This window comes from Burkholderia sp. ABCPW 111 (assembly GCF_000773065.1).
Classification (GTDB): Bacteria; Pseudomonadota; Gammaproteobacteria; order Burkholderiales; family Burkholderiaceae; genus Burkholderia; species Burkholderia savannae.
On sequence record NZ_JPWT01000115.1, the window covers coordinates 1 to 24,477 of the forward strand.

Sequence of the window (24,477 nt, forward strand, 5' to 3'; positions counted from 1 at the left end):
CGGTAAAGAACGTTTCGAGATCATGAACACGATATCTCTAACGCACCGCCCACAGCGCTCGTTTACACCGTATCCAATTTCAACAGCCTGATAGAGCCGCGACGCATGGAACGCGTCGTGCGTCGTGCGTCGTGCGTCGAACGCTGCACCATACACGACGCGCAACGCAAGACGCTCCGAGCAATCGTCCTCCTCACCCCTCCGCGCCTCCGAGAAACGCGCCCGCCAGCCTGCGCGCGCCGCCGGCAAACATCAGGATGTCGACGCCGACCGCGACGAACGTGCAGCCGAGATCGAAATAGCGTCGCGCGAGCGCCGGCTCCGACGTCAGCGTGCCCGCCGCCTTCCCCGAAGCGACGATCGTCCGGATCGCCGCCTCGATCGCACGCCGCACGTCCGGATGCGCGGGATCGCCGCGATGCCCCATCGACGCCGCGAGATCGGCCGGGCCGATGAACACGCCGTCGACACCGTCGACCTCGCAGATCGCTTCGAGGTTCGCGAGCGCGGTCACGGTCTCCGCCTGCACGAGCAGGCAGGCCTCGTCGTCCGCGATGTCGAGATAATCGGTGCGCGCGCTCCAGCGCGACGCGCGGCCGACCGCGCTGCCCACGCCGCGCACCCCGCGCGGCGGATAGCGAACCGCGGCGACGAGCGCGCGCGCGTCGTCGGCAGTGTCGACCATCGGCACGAGCAGCGTGCGCGCGCCGATGTCGAGCAGGCGCTTGATGAGCGCGGGGTCGCCCGTCACGGGGCGCACGATCGGCTCCGCGCGATACGGCGCGACGGCCTGCAACTGCGCGAGGATGCTGCGCACGTCGTTCGGCGCGTGCTCGCCGTCGATCAGCAGCCAGTCGAAACCGGCCGTCGCGCTCACTTCGGCGAGATACGGGTCGCTCATCGCGAGCCAGAAGCCGATCTGCCGGCGCTTGCCGGCGAGCGCGGCCTTGAAGGGATTAAGTGCGGGCGTTGACGTTGTTGCGTTCATGAAGAGCCGGTCCGGAAACGTTGCGGTTGAAAACGATGGGCTCGACCTTGCCGAGCAGGAACAGGTAATTGACGATCGCGACGCCGATCAGCGCGGCAGAAAACACGAGCGCGGGCATGAACGAGCCGGTTGCGCCGACGATCGCGCCCGTGACGATCGGCCCGACGACGCCGCCGAGGTTCGACACCATGTTCTGCAATCCGGCCACCATCGACACGGAGTTGCCCGGCGCGACGTCCGCGGGCAGCGCCCACACCTGCGACGCGGCGACGGTCATCCCCGATTTCGCCACGCACAGCAGAAACACCGCGAGCGCCGCCGACTGCGCGAACGCGGCGAGCCCGATGCTCGACGCCATCACGAGGCCGACGACGAGGAACAGCTTGCGCGTCGCGGTCAGCGACAGCCGGCCCGACGCATGAACGCGGTCCGACGCCCAGCCCGCGAGCACCTCGACGAACATCGACACGAACAGCGGCAGCGACGCCATGAAGCCCATCTCCATCAGCCCCATCCCGCGCTCCTTGACGAGATAGGTCGGCAGCCACGTGATGAAGAAGTACGAGTTGTAGTTGATCATGAAGAAGCCGATGCACATCGCGCAGACGTTGCGGTGCGCGAGCAGCCGATACCACGGCATGCGCGGCGCGCCGGCGTCCGTGCGCGCGGCAGGCTGCCCGCCGCGGATGTGCGCGAGCTCGGCCGCGTTCACGCGCTTGTGCCGCGCGGGAGAATCCTTGAACACGACGAACCACGCCGCGCTCCAGACGATGCCGAGTGCGCCCGTCGCCGCGAACGTGACGCGCCAGTCGAACGCCGCGATCAGCCACGCGATCAGCGGTAGCGCGATCGCGCTGCCGAGCTTCGAGCCGCTGTCGAAGATCGCGGCCACCGTCGCGCGCTCCGCCTTCGGAAACCAGCGCGCGGTGATGCCCGCGTTGCTCGGGTACGCGCCCGCCTCGCCGACGCCGAGCGCGACGCGCAGCGCGACAAGCGACTTGAAGCCGTTCGACAGCCCCGTCACCGCGGTCGCGAGCGACCACCACAACACCGCGAAGCCGAGCACCTTCTTCTGCCCGCAGCGATCGGCGAGCATGCCGGCCGGCAATTGCAGCAGCGCGTACGACCAGAAGAACGCCGACATCACGATGCCCATCTCGACCGGGCCCAGATGGAATTCCTTCTGGATGTGCGGCGCGGCGGCCGACAGCACGGTGCGGTCGATATAGTTGATCGCGATCGCCGCCCACATCAGGCCGGCGACGATCCAGCGCACGTTCGAGCGCGTGCCGCGTTGCGGGGTGTGCTGCATGGTGTGTCTCCGAGATTGTCTTGATGCTTCGCGTACTTCGCCGCGTATTCGCTTTACCGCTTTACCGCTTTACCGCTTTACCGATTTGCCGATTTGCCGATTTGCCGCTCGACCGCTCGGTCGCCTTGTCGCCTTGACGATTCGCCGCCGCACCGACCGTTCGCCGTGCCGCGCCGCCTAGCTGACGATCCCGAGATGCCACGGCACGAACTCGTGATCGCCGAGCCCGAGCAATTCACTCTTCGTCCGCGCGCCGGACGCCGCGCGCAGGATGTGCTCGAAGATCTCGCGCCCCATCTCCTCGACCGTGCGCTCGCCGTCGAGAATCCGCCCGCAGTTGATGTCCATGTCCTCCCCGAGCCGCTCGAACATCGGCGTGTTGCTCGCGAGCTTGAGCGTCGGCGCGGGCTTCGAGCCGAACATCGAGCCGCGGCCCGTCGTGAAGCAGATCAGGTTCGCGCCGCTCGCGATCTGCCCGGTGACGGCCACCGGGTCGTAGCCCGGCGAATCCATGAACACGAAGCCCGCGCGATCGATCGGCTCCGCGTATTCGTAGACGGCCTGCAACGGCGTCGTGCCGCCCTTCATCGCCGAGCCGAGCGATTTCTCGAAGATGTTCGCGAGGCCGCCCTGCTGGTTGCCGGGGCCGACGACGCCGTTGAACTGGCCGTTGTGGCCGCGCGTGTAGCGTTCCCACCACGCGAGGCGCTCGAGCAGCTTGCGGCCAACTTCCGGCGACACCGCGCGGCGCGTCAGCATGTATTCGACGCCGTGGATCTCGGGCGTCTCCGACAGGATCGCGGTGCCGCCGTGCCGCACGAGCAGATCCATCGCCGCGCCGAGCGCGGGGTTCGCGGTGATGCCGGAAAAGCCGTCGGAGCCGCCGCATTCGAGGCCGATCTTCAGATGGCTCGCCGGCACCGGCCGCCGCACGACGTCGTTCGCGGCGGGCAGCATCGCTTCGATCGCGGCGACGCCCGCTTCGATCGTCGCGCGCGTGCCGCCCGTCTCCTGCATTACGAGCGTGCGCATCAGCCGGCCCGTGTCGAGCCCTTGCGACGCGATCAGATCCGCGACCTGGTTGCGCTCGCAACCAAGTCCGACGATCAGGACCCCTGCGAGATTCGGATGGCGCGCATAGCCCGCGAGCGTGCGGCGCAGCACGTCGAAATGCTCGCTCGGCGACGACATCCCGCAGCCGCTCGTCTGCGCGAACGCGACGACGCCGTCGACGTTCGGGAACGCGGCGAGCCGCTCTTGCGTGAATCGCGCGGCGATCTGCCGGATTACGGTCGCCGAGCAGTTCACCGACGCGAGGATGCCGATGAAGTTGCGCGTCGCGACGCGCCCGTCCGGGCGCACGATGCCGTCGAACGTCGCGCGCTCGGCGGCGGCCACGTAGTCGACGGGCCGCACGTCGAGGCCGAAGCCCGGATCGCGCGCGAAATCGACGAGCTCGACGTTGTGCGTGTGCACGTGCTCGCCCGGCGCGATGTCGCGCGCCGCACGGCCGATCACCGCGTCGTACTTGCGGATCGGCTCGCCGCGCGCGATCGGCGCGGCCGCGACCTTGTGGCCGGGCGGCACCTGCGCGCGAATCCGCACCGCGACGCCGTCGAGCGCGAGCGTCTGGCCAAGCGACAGCGCGTCGCGCGCGATCAGCACGTTGTCGGCCGCGTGCAGCCGGATCAGGGGACCGGCGCGTGCCGGGCGTTGCTGCGACATTCCTGCTCCTTCGTTCTTTGTCGGCGGGGCGCGCCGACGTGGGTTGCGGCTTCGGCTTGCGCTTCGGCTTCGGCTTCGGCTTCGGCTTCGGCTTCGGCTTCGGCTTCGGCTTCGGCTTCGGCTTTCAGCATCGGCCTTGGCGTCGATTTCGGCCTCGATGTCGAGGCCGGTCGCGACGTCGGCGGCGCGCATCGGCATTGCCGTGGGCGCTCGCGCACCGCATCCCGATGCGACGTCGCATGACAGATCAACCTCGCCTCGAAGCGGCCCCCAAAGCGACCCCAAAGCGAGCGGCCTCAAGGCACGCCTCCAAGCGAGCCGCCTGCAACCTTCGTCCCGGACCGACGGCTCCGTTCCCGCATCGGGCAAAACACACGCCGTCCAACCGGCTCGTCCATACGTCGCGGTACGCGCACGGTTCGGCCTGCCCGCCTTCCCCGCCGCCGCGAAGCGACGCGAGCACATGCACGCGATGCCCCGACGACGCCGGCCGCGCTCCAACGCCCGTCGCCCCGCGATTCTCCAGATCTATGTTACCGGTTCATGTAACCGGTAACATAGCCGCGATCGTAGCCGCCTTTTGCGATAATGGCTACCCTCCATAACCCGAATCGAACCACCTTGCCCGTGACGAAACCCCAGCCCGCCCCCGCCGCCGCGCCGAGCCCGCCCGCCCGCCGTGCACGCAAGAACACCGGGCGCGTGACGCTGAACGATCTCGCGAAGCTGGTGGGCGTCACGAAAGTCACGGTGTCGCGCGCGCTGAACACGCCCGAGCTCGTGTCGGCCGACACGCGCGAGCGCGTGCTCGCCGCGGTCCGTCAGACGGGCTACACGCCCGATCTCGTCGCCGGCTCGCTCGCGTCGAACCGCAGCCGGCTGATCGTCGCGCTGATCCCGACGATCGCGGGCAGCGTGTTCCAGGAGACGGTCGCCGCGCTGACGAACGAGCTCGCGGCGGCCGGCTACCAGTTGCTGATCGGCCAGAGCGGCTACGACGATTCGCGCGAGGACGCGCTCATCGACGCGGTGATCGGCCGGCGCCCGGCCGGCATCGTGCTGACGGGCGTCGCGCATTCGGAGCACGCGCGCGGCAAGCTGCGCGCGTCGGGCATTCCGGTCGTCGAGACGTGGGATCTGACGCGCTCGCCGCTCGACATGCTAGTCGGCTTCTCGCACCGCGAGGTCGGCGAAGCCGCCGCGCGCTATTTGCAGCGGCGCGGCGCGCGCCGGCCCGCCGTCGTCACGCCGAGCGACCGGCGCGCGCAAGTGCGCACGCAAGCGTTCGTCGACGCGTTCGGCGCGGCGGCCGCAATCCCGGTAATCGCCGCCGAATCGCCCGCGTCGCTCGGCGACGGCCGGCGCGCGCTCGGCGAGCTGCTCGAACGCATGCCGGACGTCGACGCGATCTTCTGCGGCGCCGACGTCCTCGCGCTCGGCGTGCTGATGGAGGCGAGCCATCGCGGAATCGCGGTGCCACAACGGCTGCGCGTGCTCGGCTACGGCGACCAGACCTTCGCGAAGGACACGACGCCCGCGCTGACGACGATCCGCATCGACGGCACCGGCATCGGCAAGCTCGCCGCGTCGCTCCTGATCGAGCGGATCGAGCGCGATGCCGACGAGCGGCGCGTCGTCGACGTCGGCTTCACGCTCGTCGAACGCGACAGCGCGTAGCGACGCACGCGGACAATTCGCCCCCGACGCCGACGCCGCTCGAACGGCGTCGCCCTCTGATTCCGATCCGGAGCCTTCGACATGGACTTCACCCGACGCAGCCTGCTCGGCGCCGCGCTCGCCGGCGCGCTCGACGCGGCCGTGCCGTGCGCGCGCGCGCAGGCCGCCGGGCGCGCGACGCCAACGCCGACATCACCGTCGCCACAGCCGGACGACGCGCCGCGCGCCGCTCCCGACGAAACGATTCCGCTGTGGCCCGGCCCCGCACCCGACCCGATCGCGACGACGGGCGCGGGCGACGGCGAGCGGAGCGGCAAGCACGGCAGCGTGTCGCATGTCGCGCGGCCGCGGCTCAACGTCTATCGCCCCGCGCGCGGCACCGGCGGCGCGGCGCTCGTGATCGCGGGCGGCGGCTACGACCACGTCGAGCTCGGCAACGAGAGCACGCCGATGTGCACGTGGCTGAAGGCGCTGGGCGTCACCGCATTCGAGCTCGTCTACCGGCTTCCCGAGCAAGGCTGGTCCCGGCTCGCGCCGCTGCAGGACGGCCAGCGCGCGATGCGCGTGATTCGCGCGCGCGCGAAGCGCGACGGCTTCGACCCCGCGCGGATCGCGATCGTCGGCTTTTCCGCGGGCGGGCATCTCGCCGGGATGACCGCCGTCGAGCCCGACGCACGACGCTACGCGAGCGTCGACGACGCCGATCGCGAATCCGCGCGCCCCGATCTCGCCGCGCTGCTCTATCCGGTGCTGACGCTGATGCCGCCGTTCGACCGCACGCGCACGCGCCTGCACATCGTCGGCGCGCATCCGGCGCAGGCGGACAGCGAGGCGCTGTCGGCGAACCTGCACGTGAGTCCGCGCACGCCGCCGACGTTTCTCGCGCACGCGTTCGACGATCCGATCGCGCCGATCGACAACAGCCTGCTGATGGCGAGCGCGCTGCGCGCAGCGCAGGTGAGCGTCGAGCTGCACGCGTTCCAGACGGGCGGCCACGGCTGGGGGATGGGCAAGCCCGGCAGCGCCGTGCGCGCATGGCCCGCGCTCTTCGAGCAATGGGCGCGGCTGAACCGGTTGCTGCCGTGACGCGATCGCGCGCAGCGTACATCGCGCGGCGCGCGATGCGGCGCACGCGATCGCGCGAGGCGAAGCCGCGCGGCCGCGCACGCCGCCCCACACGACATGCGCGCCGCGCTTTCGCCGGCGCAACGCAACGCGACACGACCCGACACGCATCGCAACTCGCACGCCGCACAACGCGAAACCACGCGGCGCGCCCGCACGCGCGCTCGATCGATCGATCCAACACGCGGCCCGCTCTCCTGCGATCCGCTTTCCATCCGTAACGCCGCCGACATCAACCTGTAATTGCGTCGAAGGCGCATCGCCTCCATAGCTTCATACCAAACTGGTCCAATGCTGCCGTTTCGTTTCCAGCGCACGGCGCGTCCCCGACGCCCGCGCTTCCCGCGCGACCGGTTCCCGCCGCGCGATCCGCCGCGGATTCGCGTCATCCGAACAGCCTTTCCTGGGAGTCCCACCTGATGTTTCGTCGAGCCTTGATCGCCACCGCGTGCGCCGGATCGGCCATCGCCCTCCATGCCTGCGGCGGCACCGACAGCTCCGCGCCCGTCACGTCGCAGAACGCGTTGCAAACCGCGACGCCGATCAAGCACCTCGTCGTGATCTACGGCGAGAACGTGTCGTTCGACCACTACTTCGGCACCTATCCGAGCGCCGCGAACCCGCCGGGCGAGCCGGCGTTCAGCGCGGCGTCGGGCACGCCGTCGGTCAACGGCCTGGCGGGCCTGCTGCTCACCGCGAATCCGAACGCGACGAATCCGGCGAACGGCACGGGCGCGACGAATCCGTTCCGCCTCGACCGCACGCAGGCCGCGACGGCCGACCAGAACCACGCGTACACGGCCGAAGAGCAGGCATACGACAACGGCCTCGCCGATCTCTTCCCGAAATACACGGGCAACGGCTCGAGCGGCGGCGCGGGCGCGTTCGGCACGACGGGCCAGGTGATGGGCTACTTCGACGGCAACACGGTGACGGCGCTGTGGAACTACGCGCAGCGCTTCGCGATGAGCGACAACGCGTATACGTCGACCTACGGCCCGTCGACGCCGGGCGCGCTCAACGTGATCGCCGGCCAGACCAACGGGATGCAGATCGTGAAGACGTCGAAGGCCGCATCGACGCTCGCGAAGACGTCGTACTACATCAACGACGGCCAGGGCGGCCTCACGATGATCAATGACGTCGACCCCGGCTACGACATGTGCTCGAGCCAGACCGATCAGGCGATGATGTCCGGCAAGAACATCGGCGATCTGCTGAACGCGCGCAACATCACGTGGGGCGGCTTCATGGGCGGCTTCAACCTGTCGACGACGAACGCGAACGGCACGACAGGCTGCAAGCGCAGCACGATCGCGACCGCCGTGAACGCGGCGACGACCGACTACATCCCACACCACAACTGGTTCCAGTATTACGCGTCGACGGCGAACCCGCAGCACACGCGCCCGAGCTCCACCGCGGCGATCGGCTCGAGCCTGCAGACGGACGGCAAGACGCCTGAGCCCGCGAACCATCAGTACGATTCGGACGACTTCTTCGCGGCCGTGAAGGCGGGCAACTTTCCGTCGGTCAGCTTCCTGAAGGCGCCCGCCGCGCAGGATGCGCACGCCGGCTACTCCGATCCGCTCGACGAGCAGCAGTTCGTGACGAATGTCATCAACTTCCTGCAGCAGCAGCCCGACTGGCAGAACACCGCGGTGATCATCACCTACGACGACTCGGACGGCTGGTACGACCATGCGTACGCGAGCCCGACGCGCGCGTCGTTCGACGCGGTCGATCAACTGAACGGCAACGGCGCGTGCGGCTCCGGCACGGCGACGACGGGCACCAACGGCGCGCCCGTCAACGGCCGCTGCGGCCCGGGCACGCGGATTCCGTTCGTGGTCGTGTCGCCGTGGGCGAAGCAGAACTACGTGAGCCACACGCTGATCGATCAGGCGTCGGTGGTCCGCTTCATCGAGGACAACTGGCTCGGCGGCCAGCGGATCGGCGGCGGCTCGTTCGACGCGACGGCAGGCGACATGCGCGATCTGTTCAACTTCACCGGCACGGTGAACGCGGCGCCGCTGTACCTCGATCCGACGCTCGGCACGAAGGTCGCGGCGGCGCCCTCGATGTGACCGGTCCGGATGTGTCGCGCGGCGTGCCGCCGCGTGACGCCCGACACGCGGCCGGCCGGCGCGCAGCGCGTCGGCCGGCCGTCGCTCCGGCGCGCCGCGCGCCGGATTTTTCGTTTGCACGATGACGACCGAACGTTCCAGCATGGCCGAACCGCTTTCCGCGCAATCCGCGTCGCCCGCCCGATCCGCCGCTGCCGCGCGGCCTTGCCGCCCCGCCCGGCCCGATGCGCGCGCGGCGGCCGCGCCTCCCGCCGGCTCGCCCCACGTGCGCCGCCGCAATGCGCGCGCCGTGCGCCACGCGCTGTCGCTCGCCGCATTCGGCGTGCTCGGCTCCGCTGCATTCGCGCTCGCGTTTCCGGAGCATGCGCCGGACGCGGTCGGCGCGATCGTCGAAAACCTGACGGGCGCGAATCCGCATCCGGTCACGCTGCATCGCCCGAGCGCCGAACCGCTGAGCGCGGTCGCGCAACTCGGCCGGGCGCTGTTCTTCGATCCGGCGCTGTCCGCGTCGGGCCGCCAGTCGTGCGCGTCGTGTCACAGCCCCGACCGCGCATACGGGCCGCCGAACGATCTCGACGTGCAGTTGGGCGGCGCCGCGCTCACGCGGCCCGGCTACCGGCCCCCGCCGTCGCTGATGTACCTGTACCGTCAGCCGAATTTCAGCATCGGCCCCGACTCGTCCGAGAGCGACGATGCGGCGAGCGTCGCGCAGCAGGCGGCCTCGGCGGCGGGCGTCGTGCGCGAGCAGAAGACGGCGGGCGCCGCCGCCGCGCCGCAACTCGTGCCGCAAGGCGGAATGTTCTGGGACGGCCGCGCGGACACGCTGCAGCAGCAGGCGTTCGGCCCGCTGCTCAATCCCGTCGAAATGGCGAACGCGAGCATCGACGACGTCGCGCGCAAGCTCGCCGACGCACGGTATGCGGCGCAGTTCCGGCAGCTGTTCGGCCCGCGCATCTTCGACGACGCGCGTCTTACGGTATCCGAAGCAATGTTCGCGATCGCGCGCTACCAGGTCGAGGACCCGTCGTTCCATCCGTATTCGAGCAAGTACGACCTCTGGCTCGAAGGCGACGCGCGCCTCACGCAGGCCGAACTGCGCGGGATGCGGCTCTTCAACGATCCGGCGAAGGCGAATTGCGCGGGCTGCCATCTGTCGAAACCGGCCGCGGACGGCTTGCCGCCGATGTTCACCGATTACCAGTACGAAGCGCTCGGCGCGCCGCGCAACCGCGCGCTTGCGCAGAACCGCGATCCGGCGTTCTACGATCTCGGCATCTGCGGGCCGTTCCGCGAAGACCTGAAGACGCAGACGCAATACTGCGGCATGTTCGCGACGCCGTCGCTGCGCAACGTCGCGACGCGACGCGTGTTCTTCCACAACGGCGTCTATCACTCGCTCGATCAGGTGCTCGCGTTCTACAACCTGCGCAGTGTCGATCCGGGCAAGGTGTATCCGCGCGACGCGAGCGGCCGGGTCCGGCAGTACGACGACATTCCGCCCGCGTATCGCGCGAACGTCGACGTCGCCGACGCGCCGTTCGATCGCAAGCCCGGCGACGCGCCCGCGATGACCGAGCAGGACATGCGCGACATCGTCGCGTTCCTGAACACGCTGACGGACGAGAAGCGCTGAGAGCCCGTTTGGAAATGCAAATTTCCGCCCTCGTAGCCACGCTGATGTAGCGCGCTGCTTTGAAAGTAGCCCGTCGGCAAGGAATGCAGGCGTGGACCAGATGAGCTGGAATTCGCCATTCATCAATTTTCAAACGGGCTCTGAGCTTCGTCCGATGTGCGGCGGGCCCGGAATCGCGCACGCCTGCTTGCGCGGATTCCAGGCCCGCCCGTGTCGACGATCCGGGCCCCGCGCGCGGCGCGCCGCGCGCGCCGCATCGCATTCGCCTTGGCGCGCGATTCGTCGCCGCGCCGGACCGCGCCCGCCCCGCTACGCATTCGCCGTCACCGGCGGCCGCCGACGTTCGCAAGCCCAAAAATCTCCGAGTTGTTCGTCGCGTCGTGCGGTTTCCATCACGCACGTGCGGCCGTCCGTCATTGACGAGCTCGTGCTTCGCGCCACATCGACAACACGATGGAGAATTCGACATGCTGAAAAATTCGTCGGTACGCACGTCGTCGGCCCGCGCGAGAAACTTCCGGCCGGCAAGCCATGGACCAATGCGCCGCTGACCATCAAGGTGCCGTTCCCCGCGGCGCGCCCCTCGCGTCCCGTCGTCGTCGCATGCGCTTTGCAGGACCCGAAACACCCGGCCCCTTGTCCGGACACGCTCGCGCTCGCCGTGATCAGCGTCACCAACACCGATCTCACGGTCAACATCTACCGCACCGATTACGCCGGCGCCGATGATACGACGAGCGGCCGGGGGCAGAATCCGCATCTGCCGTGCATCGCCGAAACGCCGGCCTGATGCGGCGCCGGGCGCGGCATGCGCGTCGCGCGATGCGTCGGCGATCTTCGCGCAGATGGCCGCGATGCCTGCCGGCGCGAACATGCGACAGGCATCGCCGGGCGTCGGCGCGCATCGCCGCAGGTGCGCGCGACGTCGCCTTCCTCCCAGCCGCTCGCCGCGGCGCACGCGACGTGCGGCGAGCCATGTCACATCGCGCGCGGCATGCCGAATCCGCAGTCAGAATCAGCGGTCCGCGATCCGCGATCCGCACGCGGTACGCCATACCGTACGCGGCGCGTCACGCGATACGCTGCGCGTCGTCGTTAGGGCTTCGAATAAAGCGACATCGCAAATCGAATTTGCCCTTCCGGATATCGTCTCGCGGCATCGTCGATGGCCGCCGATCCGCCCGTCACGCCCGCTTCTCTCTATACCGCGCGATCAAGCGAAACGCCGCGACCGAACCCGCCACCGCGATCAGCATCGGAATCAGGAAATCATGCCCGACGCGCGTGAACTCGACGATCAGCACGGTCGCGGTGAGCGGCATCTGCATCGACGCGGCGAGAAACGCCGCCGCGCCGACGATCGCGCACGCACCGGCGGGCATGCCTGGCCAGGCGACGCTCCATAGCCCGCCGAGCACGATCGCGAGCAGCGCGCCGTTCGCGAGCCCCGGCGTCAGCAGCCCGCCTTCGGCGCCCGCGCGCAGGCTGCCCCACGTGATCGCCACCTTCAGCACGAGCAGCGTCGCCGCGAGAGCGATCGCGAGCTGTCCGTCGAAGCCGAGCGCGGCCGGCCCCTTGCCGTTGCCGAGCAGTTGAGGAAAGTGCATCGCGAGCGCGCCGACGACCGCGAAATTGACGAGCGCGAGCACCGGCAGCCGCCCATCCTTCGGCGCGCGCGCCCGCGCGTGCGCGGTCAGCCGAGCGAAGCCGTATGCGGCGGCGCCGAACAGCGGCCCGCAGACGGCCGACCACGCGACCAGCGACGCATCCGCCGCAAGCGGCGCGACGTGATACTGCTGCTCGTTGCCAAGCCCGATCCACGCGACGAACGCCGCGATCGCGGACGTCGCGACGGCCGGCACGAGCGCGCGCCACGCGAACGTGCCGAGCAGCACTTCGAGCACGAAGAGCGCGCCGCCGAGCGGCACGTTGTAGACGGCGGCGAGCCCCGCGCCGGCACCGCACGCGACCATCACGCGCGCGTCGGCGGCGGGCAACCCGGCGCGATGCGCGAGCCAGCCGGCCCACATCGCGCCGATCTCGCGCGGCGCGACCTCGCGGCCGAGCGGCGAGCCGAGCGCGACGGTGACGATCTGCAGCAGCGCATGCACGGTCGTGCTGACCACCGGCATCCGCGAATCGTCGGCGCGCACCGCGCGGCGAATGCTGACGAGCGGCGCGCCGAACCGGTACAGCGCCCACCAGCCGCCGCCCGCGACGACGCCGCAGCCGATCAGCACGGCAAGCCGACGCAGCGGCGGCGCGGCCGTCACGCCCTGCAGAAAGCTCTCGTCACCGATCATGTGCGCGACGTCGTACCCGTACGCGGCGTGCTGGATCGCATGCAGCAGCAACGCAAGCAGCATCCCGCCGAGGCCCGCGCCGACGCCCGTCAGCAACGTGACGGCCGCGAGCTTGACGAGCGGGCTGCGCGCGGCGGCGGCCGCCGTCGGCGCGGATTCGGGCGACGTCGACGAAGCGGCTGAAGCCGCGGAAGCGGAAGCAGAAGCGGATGCGATCGGAGCGGACATGGGCGATGGCGATTCGAATGGGCAAGCCGGCGCGCGTCGGCGAAGAGGCTCGGCATGAACGAATGGCGCCATCGTATGCGTCGGTCAATCATGAAACAAATGGATTTTTCTTCTTTATTGATGAATTCAACGCACTCGTCGCTGCGCGACGCGTGGCGAACCGACGGGGTCGCCCTTCCCCGAGGCCGCCCACATCACGCGGCTCCGCTCGGCGCCCGACGTTGCAAGCCACCGCCCCCGCGTTTTCCCTGATCGCTTCGCACTTGACTGCATGCATCGCATCGACAACACTGCGTGACATCTCAAGTGTGATCACGGATCACACATCAAACCCAAAGGAGCCCGACTTGGCACCGCGCATCGTCCCGCCCGCGCTCAAGGCAATCGAACAGGAAACGATGGCCGACAAGGTCTACCAGCAACTGCGCGAGGCGCTGATGAGCGGCCGCTTCGCGCCCGGCCAGGCGCTCAGCCTGCGCAGCGTCGCCGAGGCGGTCGGCTCGTCGACGATGCCCGTGCGCGCCGCGCTCACGCGCCTGCGCGCGGAGCGCGCGCTCGCCGACGGCCCGAACCGGGCGCTCGTCGTGCCGCCGATGACCGTCGAGATGCTCGACGAGCTGCGCGACGTGCGCATCGCGCTCGAAGGCTGCGTGGCCGAGCGCGCGGCGGCGCGGATGACCGATGCGCAGATCGCCGGCGTGCGGCGCATTTGCGAGACGATGAACGCGCACGTCGAAGCCGGCCGAAGCCGCGCGTACCTGCAGAGCAACTTCGCGTTCCACAGCGCGATCTACGCGCACGGCGCGAGCGAGAACACGCTCGCGATCATCCAGAACCTGTGGATGCGCATCGGCCCATTCCTGAACATGGTCGCGCTCGACGTCCCGCACATGCGGCGCTCGATGGACGCGCACCGCGCGATCGTCGACGCGCTCGAGCGGCGCGACGGCGCGGGCGCGCGCGCGGGCATCGCGCTCGACATCGGCGGCGCCGCGCACGATCTCGCCGCGACGCTCGCGGCCGAACGCGAGCGGCTCGGCCCGCGCCGGCTCGCGAACGAATAAGCAGTCCAGCCTTCGAGGCAGCGCGCGCGGCGCGCAGCCCGTCGAGCATCTCGCCCGTCATCGGCGACATCAAAAAAATACAGACATCACTGGAGACAGACATCATGACTGCACTCGATCTGCTGAAACCGTACGCGGGGCTGCGCGTACTCGTGACCGGCGGCGCGTCCGGCATCGGGCTCGCGATCGCCGACGCGTTCGCCGAATGCGGCGGCAAAGTTCACGTCTGCGACGCGTCCGAGAAGGCGCTCGCCGTGCTCGCCGGCCGGCCGTCGCGCGCCGCGCTCGGCACGACGCTCGCCGACGTCGCCGATCCGGCCGCCGTCGAGCGCGTGTTCGCCGACATCGCGCGCACGCTTGGCGGGCTCGACGTGCTCGTCAACAACGCGGGCATCGCCGGGCCGACGGGCGGTATCGACGAGATCGATCCCGCGCAATGGGAGCAGACGGTCGCAATCAACCTGAACGCACAGTTCCAGTTCGCACGGCGCGCGGTGCCGATGCTGCGCGACGCGCCGCACGGCGGCGCGATCATCGCGCTGTCGTCGGTCGCGGGGCGCCTCGGCTACGCGTTTCGCACGCCTTATTCGGCGACCAAGTGGGCGGTGGTCGGCCTCGTGAAGAGCCTCGCGATCGAGCTCGGCCCGCTCGGCATCCGCGTGAACGCGATCCAGCCTGGCATCGTGCGCGGGCCGAGGATGCGCCGCGTGATCGAAGCGCGCGCCGCGCAGCTCGGCATCGACTACGACCAGATGGAGGCGCGCTATCTCGAGAAGATCTCGCTGCGCCGGATGACCGATCCGGACGAAATCGCCGCGACGGCGCTGTTCCTCTGCTCGCCGGGCGGCCACGGAATTTCCGGGCAGGCGATTTCCGTCTGCGGCAACGTCGAGACGCTCTGACCCGCCGCTCCGTCATCGCCCTTCATCGCCCCTCACCGCCGAGCATGGAAAGGAGCCCTAACGTGGCCAGCACCCGCAAAGTCATCGTCACCTGCGCGCCGACGGGCGCGATCCATACGCCGTCGATGTCGCCGCATCTGCCGGTGACGCCGCGCGAGATCGAGGACGCGGCGGTCGCGGCCGCCGAAGCCGGCGCGGCGATCCTGCACCTGCACGCGCGCGATCCCGCCGACGGCAGGCCGACGCAAGACCCGGCCGTATTCGCCGAATTCCTGCCCCGCATCAAGGCGCGCACCGACGCGGTGATCAACATCACGACGGGCGGCAGCCCGCACATGACGGTCGCCGAGCGGCTGCGCCCCGCGCATCATTTCCGGCCCGAGGTCGCGTCGCTGAACATGGGCTCGATGAACTTCGGCCTCTATCCGATGCTCGAGCGCTTTCGCGAATTCCGGCACCCGTGGGAACGCGAGCATCTGGAAAAAAGCCGCGATCTCGTCTTCAAGAACACGTTCGCGGACATCGAAGCGATCCTGACGAGTTGCGGCGCGAACGGCACGCGCTTCGAATTCGAGTGCTACGACGTCTCGCACCTGTACAACCTCGCGCATTTCGTCGACCGCGGGCTCGCGAAGCCGCCGTTCTTCGTCCAGAGCGTGTTCGGCCTGCTCGGCGGCATCGGCGCGCATCCGGAGGATCTCGCGCACATGCGCCGCACGGCCGACCGCCTGTTCGGCGCAGATTACGTGTGGTCGATTCTCGGCGCGGGCCGCAACCAGATTCCGCTCGCGACGATCGGCGCCGCGCAAGGCGCGAACGTGCGCGTCGGCCTCGAGGATTCGCTGTGGATCGCGCCGGGCACGCTCGCCGAATCGAGCGCTGCACAGGTGCGCAAGATTCGTCAGGTGCTCGAAGGATTGTCGCTCGAGATCGCGACGCCCGCCGACGCGCGCGCGATGCTCGCGCTCAAGGGCCGCGACGCGGTCAACTTCTGACACGGCGCCGCCCGACCATTCGACACGCAAGCGCAGAAACGCGGCATCGGCATGCGCCGATGCCCGGCAGGCCGCCTTTCGCCCCGCTCCCCACGAGCGCCGCCGGCGCGCGACCCGCGCATCTGCCCGTCACCTGCTGAACGCGGAGCGCCGTGCTTGCCGTGCGCTCCGGCTCGTCCCTACCGGAGTCGCATTCATGTCCGCTCAACACGCCGAAGCCCTCTGCCCACCCGCGGGCGACGCCCGCTCGTCGCTGAACCGCCTGCTGTTTCGCAAGCTGATGCCGCTCTTGATCGCGGCCTACGTGATCAGTTTTCTCGATCGCACGAACATCGCGTTCGCGAAGCATTCGATGAGCATCGATCTCGGCCTTTCATCGGCCGCGTACGGCCTCGGCGCGGGGCTCTTCTTCCTCACGTACGCATTGTTCGAAATCCCGAGCAATCTGATCATGCATCGCGTCGGCGCGCGGTTCTGGATCACGCGGATCATGATCACGTGGGGAGCGCTGTCCGTCGCGATGGCGCTCGTGCGCGGCGAGACGTCGTTCTACGCGATGCGCCTTCTGCTCGGCGCCGCGGAAGCCGGGCTCTTTCCCGGCGTGATGCTGTATCTGACCTACTGGTTCGGCGGCGAGGAACGCGCGCGCGCGACCGGCTATTTCCTGCTCGGCGTGTGCGTCGCGAACATCGTCGGCGGCCCGCTCGCGGGCGCGCTGCTCGAGCTAGACGGCGCGCTCGGGCTGCACGGCTGGCAATGGCTCTTCATCGTCGAGGGCATTCCGGCGATCGTGCTCGCGTTCGTCGTCTGGACCTGCCTGCCGGACCGGCCGAGCGACGCGCGCTGGCTCGCGCCCGAGCTCGGCCAAGCGCTCGAGCGCGCGCTCGCGAGCGAGCAGGCGCAGAGCGCGGCGGCGCACGGCGCGCACGCGTTCGGTGCCGCGCTGCGCGATCCGCAGATCTGGCTCGCGATCTTCGTGTACTTCTGCCATCAGTTGACGATCTATACGATGATCTTCTTCTTGCCCGGCATCGTCGGCGAATCGGGGCGCTTCACGCCGGTCGTCGTCGGCCTGCTGACCGCGATGCCGTGGATCGCCGCGGCGCTCGGCGCGGCGACGCTGCCGCGCTTCGCGCGCGATGCGTCGCAATCGCGGCGGATGCTGTGCGCGGGGCTCGTCGTGATGGCGGCGGGGCTCGTCTGCGCCGCGTACGCGCCGCCCATGGCCGCGCTCGTGAGCGTGTGCGCGGCCGCGTCGATGTTCTTCGTCGTGCAGTCGATCGTCTTCACGTTCCCCGCCTCGCGCCTTTCCGGCAGCGCGCTCGCGGGCGGGCTCGGGCTCGTCAACACGTGCGGCCTGCTCGGCGGCTTCGTCGGCCCGGCCGTCGTCGGCGCGATCGAACAGGCCACCGGCCACGCGAAGAACGGCCTCGCGTGGCTCGCGATCGCGCTCGTCGTCGCCGCGCTCGCGAGCCTGCGGCTCAGGCACGGGTGCGAGTGACGGCATCAGGAGCGGCGGGCCGCATGCACCCGCCGCCTCCATGTGTCAGCGCGCGGCCGGATAGTCGATGCGCTCGGGCGCGCGGCGCATGATCACTTCGCCGCCGCGAATCGACAGCAGCGCCTTCGCCTGCCGCCGCAGCGCCTCGTAGTCGTCGCTCGCGTCGAGCACGACGAGGTTCGCGGGCCGGCCCGGCTCGATGCCGTAGCGCTCGCCGAGATGCATCGCCCGAGCGCTGTGGTCGGTGACGAAGTCGAGGCTGCGCGCGAGATCCTGATAGCCCATCATGTGGCAGATGTGCAGCCCGGCGTCGAGCACGCGCAGGATGTTGCCGTTGCCGAGCGGATACCACGGATCGCGAATCGAATCCTGCCCGAAGCACACGTTCATGCCGGCGCGGTCGAGCTCGGCGACGCGCGTGACGCCCCGGCGCTTCGGGAACGTGTCGAAGCGGCCCTGCAAATGGATGCTCTCGGTCGGGCACGAGACGAAATTGATTGCCGAGCGCTTGAGCAGGCGAAACAGCTTCGAGCAATACGCGTTGTCATACGAGCCCATCGCGGTCGTGTGGCTCGCCGTCACGCGCGCGCCGACGCCGCGCACGCGCGCTTGCTCGGCGAGCACTTCGAGAAAGCGCGAATGCGGATCGTCGGTTTCGTCGCAGTGCACGTCGACGAGGCAGCCGGTGCGCTCGGCGAGATCCATCAGGAACTCGATCGAGCTCACGCCCTGCTCGCGCGTGTTCTCGAAGTGCGGGATGCCGCCCACGACGTCCGCGCCCATCTCGATCGCGCGCTCCATCAGCGCGCGGCCGCCTTCGAACGATTCGATCCCTTCCTGCGGAAACGCGACGATCTGCAGATCGATGAGCGCGCGCGCCTCTTGCTTCACTTCGAGCATCGCCGCGAGCGCGGCGAGCGAAGGATCGGTGACGTCGACGTGCGTGCGAACGTGCTGAATGCCGTGGTCGCGCAGCATCCCGATCGTCGCATGCGCGCGCGCCTTCGTGTCCGCATGCGTGATCGTCGTCTTGCGCTGCGCCCAGCGCTCGATGCCTTCGAACAGCGTGCCGCTCATGTTCCATTCGGGCTCGCCCGCCGTCAGCACCGCGTCGAGATGGATGTGCGGCTCGACGAGCGGCGGGATCACGAGCTTGCCTTCCACGTCGACTTCGTCCGCGCCCGGTGCGCCTTGCGTGTCGATGCGCGCCGCCTGCTGCTCGACGCTCACGATCGTGTCGCCGTCGAGCGCGATGCTGAAAAGGCCGCTGCGCTTGCGCAGCGTCGCGTTGATGAGCTTCATCAGAACTCCTGTCGTTGCGTGTCCGACATCCGCCACGCGAGCAGCGCGACGGACGCGTTCAACCGAAAATACGGATCGGCGAGCGATTGCCCCGACTGCGTCTCGATCCTGCGCAGCCGGTGATTGAGCGTGTTGCGATGAATCGACAACTGCTCGGCCGCCTTGATCGCGTTGCCGTTCTCCTGAAGCAGCGCCTCGAGCGTCTCGATCAGCATCGTCGGATGCTTGCGGTTGCTGTCGAGCAGATTACCGAGCGTTTCCTTCACGAAGCTGTCGATCAGCGTCGGATCGGGGATCGCGGCGAGCAGCTTCAATACGCCGAGTTCGCTGTAATCGCACAGCCCCAGCCCCGGCCGCATGCCTTCGGCGACGCCGAGCGCCTGTCGCGCCTCGGCGAGCCCGCGGCAATAGTGGCGCGCGGCGCCGACCGTCGACGAGATTCCGACGAATAGCGTGAGCGGGCCGATCTGCCGGTTCAGCGCGTCGCGCAGCGCGCCGAGCGCGAGCTTGCTCTTGCGAAAGCGCGGATCGTCGCACGGCAGCAGCAGCACGAACAGCTCGCCCTGCTCGACGACGGGCAGCGCGCCGTGCGCGTCGCGCAGCCAGTCGTCGAGGCCGCGCTGCACGGTCTGCCGCGCCTCCTGCAGCAGCGCTTCGGCCAGGGCCGGCTCTCGTCCGTCGAACAGCGCCGGCACGCCCGCGAGCCGCAGCGCGACGACGCGCCGCGGCCTGTCGAGCGCGAGCTGCAGGTTGCGCGCGCGATGGGCCGCGATGTCGATGCTCGGGTAATCGCCCGTCAGCAGCTGGTTGACGATGTCGCGCTGCGAGCGCAGCGTGTTCTCGTGCCGCACGAGCGCGGTGCCGATCAACTGCGTGACGATCACCATCTTCAGCAGATACGGCTGCTCGATCAGCGGAATGTCGAACTGCTCGGCAAGCGCGACGACGGAATCGGGAATGCGGCGAATGAACGCCTCGCCCGTCAGGATCACCATCCCGGCGATGCGGCTCTTCGCCCCTTCGCGAATCAACTGCAGCAGGTTCGCCTCGTCGCGCGGATGATTGATTCCGGTGACGAACACGAGCTCGCCGCCCATCACCCAGTCGGCGATGCCCTCGTTCTCCGCGACGTAATACCAGCGCACCGGCCGCTGCACACCGCGCTCACCCGCGCGCAGCTCGAGCTCCTCGAGGCCGGGCAGGTGCAGGATCTCGCTGACGGTCAGACTCATCGCTTCACTCTCCCTGGACCGACGGCGCACGCGCGATGCGCTCCGCAATCTGCACGAACGCGATGTAGCTAAGCGACGACGCGGCGATGCCGACGAGCGGCGCGATCCACGGCGACGCATACGCGAGCCCCGCGCCGATCGCATACGCGGCGAGCCCCGCGACATTGAAGCGCGGCAATCGGGCGGCAGCGATCGCCGGATAGCGGCCGCGGTGGCGATACCAGAAATCGGCGAGAATCACGCCGCCGACGGGCGGAATGATCGATCCGAGCAGGATCAGGAACGGAATCAACAGTTCGTACATGCCGCCGATCGCGAGCACGATGCCGACCGCCGCGCCGACGAGCGTCAGCGTGCGGCGGCGCTCGCTGCGCAGCAGATGGCACGCGGCCGCCGACACGTTGTAGATCGTCGGCCCCTGGATCGTCCACAGGTTCATGCAGAGCATCACGACGGCCGCGATCGACAGCCCTTGCAGCATCATCACTTCGACGATGTCGGACTGCTGATAGACGATCGCGCAATACGCGCCCGCGACGATCATCAGCCCGTTGCCGACGAAAAAGCCGATCATGCTCGCGGCGACGGCCGCGCGGCCGCTCTTCGCGAGCCGCGTCCAGTTCGTCGCCTGCGTCGCGCCGCTCGCGAACGTGCCGAACACCATCGTGACCGCGGCGGCGAAGCTCAACGGCTGCGTCGGCACGATCTTCGCGAGGCCCGGCCAGCCGCCGACGTCGCGCGTCGCGATCCACATCGACACGACGAGCAGCACGAACATCAGCGGCACCGATACGCGCGACAGCGCGTCCATCCCGCGATAGCCGACGATCGCGGTGATCGAGAAGCCGAACCCGAACAGCACCATCAGCGGCGTCGTGACCGACGCGGGCCAGCCGAGCAGCTTGACGAGCACGATCGCGACCGTCGCGGTGCCCCATGCGTACCAGCCGAGCTCGGCAAAGCCGAGCAGGAAGTCGGACAGCTTGCTGCCGACCTCGCCGAAACAGAAACGCCCCATCAGCACCGAATTCAATCCGCTGCGCGACGCGACGAACGCAAGCGCCGCCGCGTAGGCCGCGAGCAGCAGATTGCCGACGACCGCCACCCACAGCATGTCGACGACGCGAAACGCAACGCCGATCTTGCCGCCCGCGAACATCGTGCCCGTGAAGAACGTGAAGCTGAGCAGCACCATCGTGATCGACAGTACGCCTTTGCGCTCGTGTGCCGGCACTTCGCTCAATGAGAACTCACCCCGTGTCGCCATCGTTTTTTGGTCTCCAGCATTTCAGCGTGAACGGATGATGCGCGGCCAATCAAGCCGTCGCATCCCGATTTGGACAATTAATACCGAAATCGAACTCGAATACGGCAAAGCGGACAATCCCCGCCGTTCACTTTGCACAGGCACCGCTCATCACGTCAGCGCCCGGCCGCCATTTTACTGTGCAAAGCGCTCAATGCAATAACGCAATCCAAGGCGAGTAATTCAGGCCGGGAAAAACTGATTCGTCGCTATATTGAAAAAATTTCCGATTATGTCGGAAACTTGGCGGGCATATTTCGGGGAAATCGGTCGGAAAGCGCTTGCCGAAAAAGCGTGCGGATGGACATGCGGCAAGGACGGCGAGCGGCAAGCGTGCGCAGTCGCGGCGCGACGCGGCCGATTGGCGCGGCGCGACGAAATTCGACGCGAGCATGACGAGCGACGCGGCGCGTGCGCGATGCTGCGGCGCGACGATGCGACGAAATGACGTCGCGGCGAAATGACGACGCAACGGCGCAACAACGCAACGCGCGGCCCGCGCGCCGCATCGTCACGCCGCATTCACTGCCAGCCCTCGATTTTCAGCCCGCTGTCCCGCTCCGCCTCCTCGCGCGATACGTCACGCACCGTCTGCCCGAACGTCCAGACGTGCCGCTCGGGATCGCGCGCGCGGTACGTGCGATCGCCGTAGAACTGATCGGCGGGCGCCTGCAGGATCACGGCGCCCGCCGCGCGGGCCCGCTCGCAATGCGCGTCGATGCCCGATTCGAGCCGCACGTGCACGCATTGCGTGTTCCTGCCGTCGACCGACGACGGGCTGACGGCGAAGTCGCTCCATCCGCCCTCGCCGATCATCACGATGCCGTCGCCGAACGACATCTGCGCATGCGCGACGCGTCCTTGCGCATCGCTGACGACGAGCTCGCGCGTGAAGCCGAATGCGCGCTCGAGCCATTCGAGCGCGGCGCGCGGATCGCGGTAGAACACCGCGCTGCTGAACGACGGGCGTCGGGATAAGGCATTCATGCGAGCGGCTCCTTCGGTGTCGTGTCGACGGCAAACCACTGTCGCCAACGCCGCGCGCCGTGTCAAGCCGCAAATTCGTGCTTCGTCCGTCGCCCGCGCGCAACGCCGCGCGGCGCCCGCGCCGCTAGAAGCGCGTGCGCAACCCGACCGCCGCCGCGACCTGATTGCCTGTCGACGACGCGCCGCCCGCGGTGTTGATCATCGCGACGTAGTTGCGGCCCGACGCGTGCTGGTACATTCCTTCGAGATAGACATCGGTGCGCAGCGACAAACGGTACACCGCCTGCAGATCGACCTGATGCCACTTCGGATCGGAACCGTACTTGACGGTGTGTTCGACGCGGCCGTCCGTATACGTGTACGCGGCGCCGACGCTGAACGCGGGCGTCACCTGATACTTTCCGTTCAGCTCGTAGTTGTCGAAGCGAACCGTGCCGCCCGTCGAGCCGAACGACGCGGTGTTCTCGTATTCGGCGCGCGTGTACACGAAGCCGGCCGTCGCCGGGCCGAACGCGTAGTTGATGCCGCCGCCGTACGAGCGCATCCGGTCCGCGCCGAGCGAGAAGCCGCCCCTGCCGTTCGCCGCCGATTCGACGACGTCGACCGCGCCCGGGCTGCCCGCCGTCGTGCCCTTCGAGCCGTCGATCTGCAGGTAGCCGGCCGCGACGTTCAATGGCCCGCGCGTGTAGCTCGCGCCGAAGCTGTATGCGCGGTTCGCCGCGAACCCGGTGCTGTTCGACATCGCGTACATGCCGCCGAACCTGAAGCCCGCGTATGTGTTGCTCGTGTACTTGATCGCGTTGTTGATACGCAGCGAGTGGTTCAGGTTGTCGTTGTCGAACGGGTGCGCGAAGCTCGCGTCGCCGAACGTGCCCGCCGTCGCCGACAGCGGCGCGACGAAATCGACGAGCGAATCGTATTGCCGGCCGATCGTCAGGGTGCCGAAACGATTGTCCGACAGCCCGACGTACGCGAAGCGGCCGAACAGGCGGCCGTCCTGGCCGAGCTTGCCGTTCTCTGAGTTGAAGCCGTTCTCCAGCACGAACAGCGCCTTCAGCCCGCCGCCGAGATCCTCGGTGCCGCGCACGCCGAAGCGGCTGCCGTTGACGGCGCCCGTCGTCGCCTGCACGAGCCCGCCGTGCGAGTTGCCGCTCGCGACGTTGTTCGTATACATGATCCCCGCGTCGATCAGCCCGTACAGCGTGACCGAGCTCTGCGCGTGCGCGGCCGTCGCGGCCAGGACCCCTGCGGTTGCGCATGCAAACCGGATGTTTTTCACAACGAAACTCCTTGTTGATTGGAATGAAACGACTCGATTCGACGACGACCGAGTTTAGGGATTCGTCCGCCGAGAATCAGCGGCCGGGCGCGTAGAGCTTCTTTGCGCAGGCCGGAACGAACGGACACACTTCCGTCACGAAGCCTCACCCCGATCGGCCGCGCGACGCGCTCTGCTGTTTTTCAGTGTTGTGCAATCCGCAAGGCTGCTTGCCTGCTCGGCCGGTTTTTCCGCGCGCGGCCGCTGCGTAGACTCTGCTTCGTCAGTTCGGATCGTTGAACCGCGAACTGCATCGAATCGAACCACACTGGAGGTCATCTTGAAATCGATCGTCGTCACCGCCGCCGCCCTCGTGCTTGCCGCACCGGTCGTCTCGTTTGCCCAATCGTCGAACGGCTCGCTCACGCGCGCGCAAGTCGTTCAGGAGCTCGTCGATCTGGAATCGGTCGGCTACCAGCCGTCGCGCGGCAACGAAACGACCTATCCGGACGACATTCAGGCCGCGCAGCGCCGTCTCGACGCGAAGCGCCTCGCCGCGCGCAAGGCCGCCGAGGCCGCGTACGGCCCCGCCGTCGCGGGCGCGGCGCAAGCCGGCAAGCCCGCGGCGGGCGTGCAGTAAACGAACGTCGTTGAGGAGACGTCGGGCAAGGAGACATCACGGATGAAGAGGCGATGCGAGATGCGTCGTCTCTTCGCTGTTTTGCTGTTTTGCTGTTTTGCTGTTTTGCTGTTTTGCTGTCTTGCTGTCTTGCTGTCTTGCTGTCTTGCTGTCTTGCTGTCTTGCTGTCTTGCTGTCTTGCTGTCTTGCTGTCTTGCTGTCTTGCTGTCTTG

General features: G+C 68.6%; 22 protein-coding genes. 11 read left to right on the forward strand and 11 right to left on the reverse strand.

Going from position 1 to position 24,477, the window contains the following annotated elements; genetic code table 11:
- Positions 1 to 193 precede the first annotated feature (193 nt).
- From hpaI to X946_RS35540, 4 genes are all read right to left on the reverse strand, one after another.
- Positions 194 to 988 (reverse strand): 4-hydroxy-2-oxoheptanedioate aldolase, encoded by a 795-nt coding sequence (hpaI, locus tag X946_RS26065; protein ID WP_038753806.1) that lies wholly within the window; start codon positions 986 to 988, stop codon positions 194 to 196.
- Complete coding sequence (locus X946_RS26070) at positions 957 to 2,300, reverse strand: MFS transporter (protein WP_038753809.1); 1,344 nt, start codon at positions 2,298 to 2,300, stop codon at positions 957 to 959. The genes hpaI and X946_RS26070 overlap by 32 nt, the downstream gene beginning before the upstream one ends.
- Before the next feature lie 177 nt (positions 2,301 to 2,477).
- Positions 2,478 to 4,025: a UxaA family hydrolase gene (locus X946_RS26075; protein ID WP_038753812.1), complete on the reverse strand. Its 1,548-nt coding sequence runs from the start codon at positions 4,023 to 4,025 to the stop codon at positions 2,478 to 2,480.
- Positions 3,989 to 4,156, reverse strand: coding sequence for a hypothetical protein (locus X946_RS35540; RefSeq protein ID WP_162483272.1), 168 nt, complete (start codon positions 4,154 to 4,156; stop codon positions 3,989 to 3,991). Before X946_RS35540 ends, X946_RS26075 begins: the two co-directional genes overlap by 37 nt.
- A gap of 577 nt (positions 4,157 to 4,733) precedes the next feature.
- Here X946_RS35540 and X946_RS26080 point away from each other — a divergent pair.
- From X946_RS26080 to X946_RS26105, 6 genes are all read left to right on the forward strand, one after another.
- On the forward strand, positions 4,734 to 5,702 hold the full coding sequence (locus tag X946_RS26080) for a LacI family DNA-binding transcriptional regulator (RefSeq protein ID WP_038753852.1): 969 nt from the start codon (positions 4,734 to 4,736) through the stop codon (positions 5,700 to 5,702).
- Between the two features lie 81 nt (positions 5,703 to 5,783).
- Entirely contained in the window at positions 5,784 to 6,788 is a 1,005-nt protein-coding gene (locus X946_RS26085; protein WP_038753815.1) for an alpha/beta hydrolase, read from the forward strand.
- A gap of 96 nt (positions 6,789 to 6,884) precedes the next feature.
- Complete coding sequence (locus X946_RS35335) at positions 6,885 to 7,070, forward strand: hypothetical protein (RefSeq protein WP_161788701.1); 186 nt, start codon at positions 6,885 to 6,887, stop codon at positions 7,068 to 7,070.
- Between the two features lie 176 nt (positions 7,071 to 7,246).
- Positions 7,247 to 8,914: a phospholipase C gene (locus tag X946_RS26095; protein ID WP_038753820.1), complete on the forward strand. Its 1,668-nt coding sequence runs from the start codon at positions 7,247 to 7,249 to the stop codon at positions 8,912 to 8,914.
- A 289-nt stretch (positions 8,915 to 9,203) separates the two neighbouring features.
- Positions 9,204 to 10,547, forward strand: coding sequence for a cytochrome-c peroxidase (locus X946_RS26100; protein ID WP_038753854.1), 1,344 nt, complete (start codon positions 9,204 to 9,206; stop codon positions 10,545 to 10,547).
- Between the two features lie 460 nt (positions 10,548 to 11,007).
- Positions 11,008 to 11,337 carry a hypothetical protein gene (locus X946_RS26105; RefSeq protein WP_038753857.1) on the forward strand — a complete coding sequence of 110 codons (330 nt, stop codon included), beginning with the start codon at positions 11,008 to 11,010 and terminating at the stop codon, positions 11,335 to 11,337.
- 394 nt (positions 11,338 to 11,731) lie between these two features.
- Here the strand turns inward: X946_RS26105 and X946_RS26110 are convergent, their stop codons facing one another.
- Entirely contained in the window at positions 11,732 to 13,078 is a 1,347-nt protein-coding gene (locus X946_RS26110; protein WP_052145189.1) for a chloride channel protein, read from the reverse strand.
- 347 nt (positions 13,079 to 13,425) lie between these two features.
- On the opposite strand from X946_RS26110, the gene X946_RS26115 reads away from it, so the two are divergent.
- From X946_RS26115 to X946_RS26130, 4 genes are all read left to right on the forward strand, one after another.
- The gene (locus tag X946_RS26115; RefSeq protein ID WP_038753823.1) at positions 13,426 to 14,142 is read left to right on the forward strand and encodes a GntR family transcriptional regulator; all 717 of its coding nucleotides are present in this window, start codon (positions 13,426 to 13,428) and stop codon (positions 14,140 to 14,142) included.
- Between the two features lie 104 nt (positions 14,143 to 14,246).
- Positions 14,247 to 15,044, forward strand: coding sequence for an SDR family oxidoreductase (locus X946_RS26120; protein ID WP_038753826.1), 798 nt, complete (start codon positions 14,247 to 14,249; stop codon positions 15,042 to 15,044).
- A 62-nt stretch (positions 15,045 to 15,106) separates the two neighbouring features.
- Positions 15,107 to 16,039 (forward strand): 3-keto-5-aminohexanoate cleavage protein, encoded by a 933-nt coding sequence (locus X946_RS26125; protein ID WP_038753829.1) that lies wholly within the window; start codon positions 15,107 to 15,109, stop codon positions 16,037 to 16,039.
- 196 nt (positions 16,040 to 16,235) lie between these two features.
- Complete coding sequence (locus X946_RS26130; RefSeq protein WP_038753831.1) at positions 16,236 to 17,540, forward strand: MFS transporter; 1,305 nt, start codon at positions 16,236 to 16,238, stop codon at positions 17,538 to 17,540.
- 45 nt (positions 17,541 to 17,585) lie between these two features.
- Here the strand turns inward: X946_RS26130 and codA are convergent, their stop codons facing one another.
- The 6 genes from codA to X946_RS26160 all read right to left on the reverse strand — a co-directional run bounded on the left by codA (position 17,586) and on the right by X946_RS26160 (position 23,646).
- Positions 17,586 to 18,842: a cytosine deaminase gene (gene codA, locus X946_RS26135; RefSeq protein ID WP_038753834.1), complete on the reverse strand. Its 1,257-nt coding sequence runs from the start codon at positions 18,840 to 18,842 to the stop codon at positions 17,586 to 17,588.
- On the reverse strand, positions 18,842 to 20,074 hold the full coding sequence (locus X946_RS26140; protein WP_038753836.1) for a PucR family transcriptional regulator: 1,233 nt from the start codon (positions 20,072 to 20,074) through the stop codon (positions 18,842 to 18,844). The genes codA and X946_RS26140 overlap by 1 nt, the downstream gene beginning before the upstream one ends.
- Positions 20,075 to 20,078: 4 nt before the next feature.
- On the reverse strand, positions 20,079 to 21,341 hold the full coding sequence (codB, locus tag X946_RS26145; protein ID WP_038753838.1) for a cytosine permease: 1,263 nt from the start codon (positions 21,339 to 21,341) through the stop codon (positions 20,079 to 20,081).
- A gap of 190 nt (positions 21,342 to 21,531) precedes the next feature.
- Positions 21,532 to 21,852 carry a hypothetical protein gene (locus X946_RS32430; protein WP_161788702.1) on the reverse strand — a complete coding sequence of 107 codons (321 nt, stop codon included), beginning with the start codon at positions 21,850 to 21,852 and terminating at the stop codon, positions 21,532 to 21,534.
- 50 nt (positions 21,853 to 21,902) lie between these two features.
- Positions 21,903 to 22,367, reverse strand: coding sequence for a VOC family protein (locus tag X946_RS26155; protein ID WP_038753844.1), 465 nt, complete (start codon positions 22,365 to 22,367; stop codon positions 21,903 to 21,905).
- 124 nt (positions 22,368 to 22,491) lie between these two features.
- Positions 22,492 to 23,646: a porin gene (locus X946_RS26160; protein WP_038753847.1), complete on the reverse strand. Its 1,155-nt coding sequence runs from the start codon at positions 23,644 to 23,646 to the stop codon at positions 22,492 to 22,494.
- A 319-nt stretch (positions 23,647 to 23,965) separates the two neighbouring features.
- Between X946_RS26160 and X946_RS26165 the strand changes: the two genes are divergently transcribed.
- Positions 23,966 to 24,265 carry a DUF4148 domain-containing protein gene (locus tag X946_RS26165; RefSeq protein ID WP_038753849.1) on the forward strand — a complete coding sequence of 100 codons (300 nt, stop codon included), beginning with the start codon at positions 23,966 to 23,968 and terminating at the stop codon, positions 24,263 to 24,265.
- Positions 24,266 to 24,477: the final 212 nt, after the last annotated feature.

Coding starts and splice junctions, on each gene's coding strand:
- hpaI (WP_038753806.1), bottom strand. CDS start 988: ATGAACGCAACAACGTCAACGCCCGCACTTAATCCCTTCAAGGCCGCG.
- X946_RS26070 (WP_038753809.1), bottom strand. CDS start 2,300: ATGCAGCACACCCCGCAACGCGGCACGCGCTCGAACGTGCGCTGGATC.
- X946_RS26075 (WP_038753812.1), bottom strand. CDS start 4,025: ATGTCGCAGCAACGCCCGGCACGCGCCGGTCCCCTGATCCGGCTGCAC.
- X946_RS35540 (WP_162483272.1), bottom strand. CDS start 4,156: ATGCTGAAAGCCGAAGCCGAAGCCGAAGCCGAAGCCGAAGCCGAAGCC.
- X946_RS26085 (WP_038753815.1), top strand. CDS start 5,784: ATGGACTTCACCCGACGCAGCCTGCTCGGCGCCGCGCTCGCCGGCGCG.
- X946_RS35335 (WP_161788701.1), top strand. CDS start 6,885: ATGCGCGCCGCGCTTTCGCCGGCGCAACGCAACGCGACACGACCCGAC.
- X946_RS26095 (WP_038753820.1), top strand. CDS start 7,247: ATGTTTCGTCGAGCCTTGATCGCCACCGCGTGCGCCGGATCGGCCATC.
- X946_RS26110 (WP_052145189.1), bottom strand. CDS start 13,078: ATGTCCGCTCCGATCGCATCCGCTTCTGCTTCCGCTTCCGCGGCTTCA.
- X946_RS26120 (WP_038753826.1), top strand. CDS start 14,247: ATGACTGCACTCGATCTGCTGAAACCGTACGCGGGGCTGCGCGTACTC.
- X946_RS26130 (WP_038753831.1), top strand. CDS start 16,236: ATGTCCGCTCAACACGCCGAAGCCCTCTGCCCACCCGCGGGCGACGCC.
- codA (WP_038753834.1), bottom strand. CDS start 18,842: ATGAAGCTCATCAACGCGACGCTGCGCAAGCGCAGCGGCCTTTTCAGC.
- X946_RS26140 (WP_038753836.1), bottom strand. CDS start 20,074: ATGAGTCTGACCGTCAGCGAGATCCTGCACCTGCCCGGCCTCGAGGAG.
- codB (WP_038753838.1), bottom strand. CDS start 21,341: ATGGCGACACGGGGTGAGTTCTCATTGAGCGAAGTGCCGGCACACGAG.
- X946_RS26155 (WP_038753844.1), bottom strand. CDS start 22,367: ATGAATGCCTTATCCCGACGCCCGTCGTTCAGCAGCGCGGTGTTCTAC.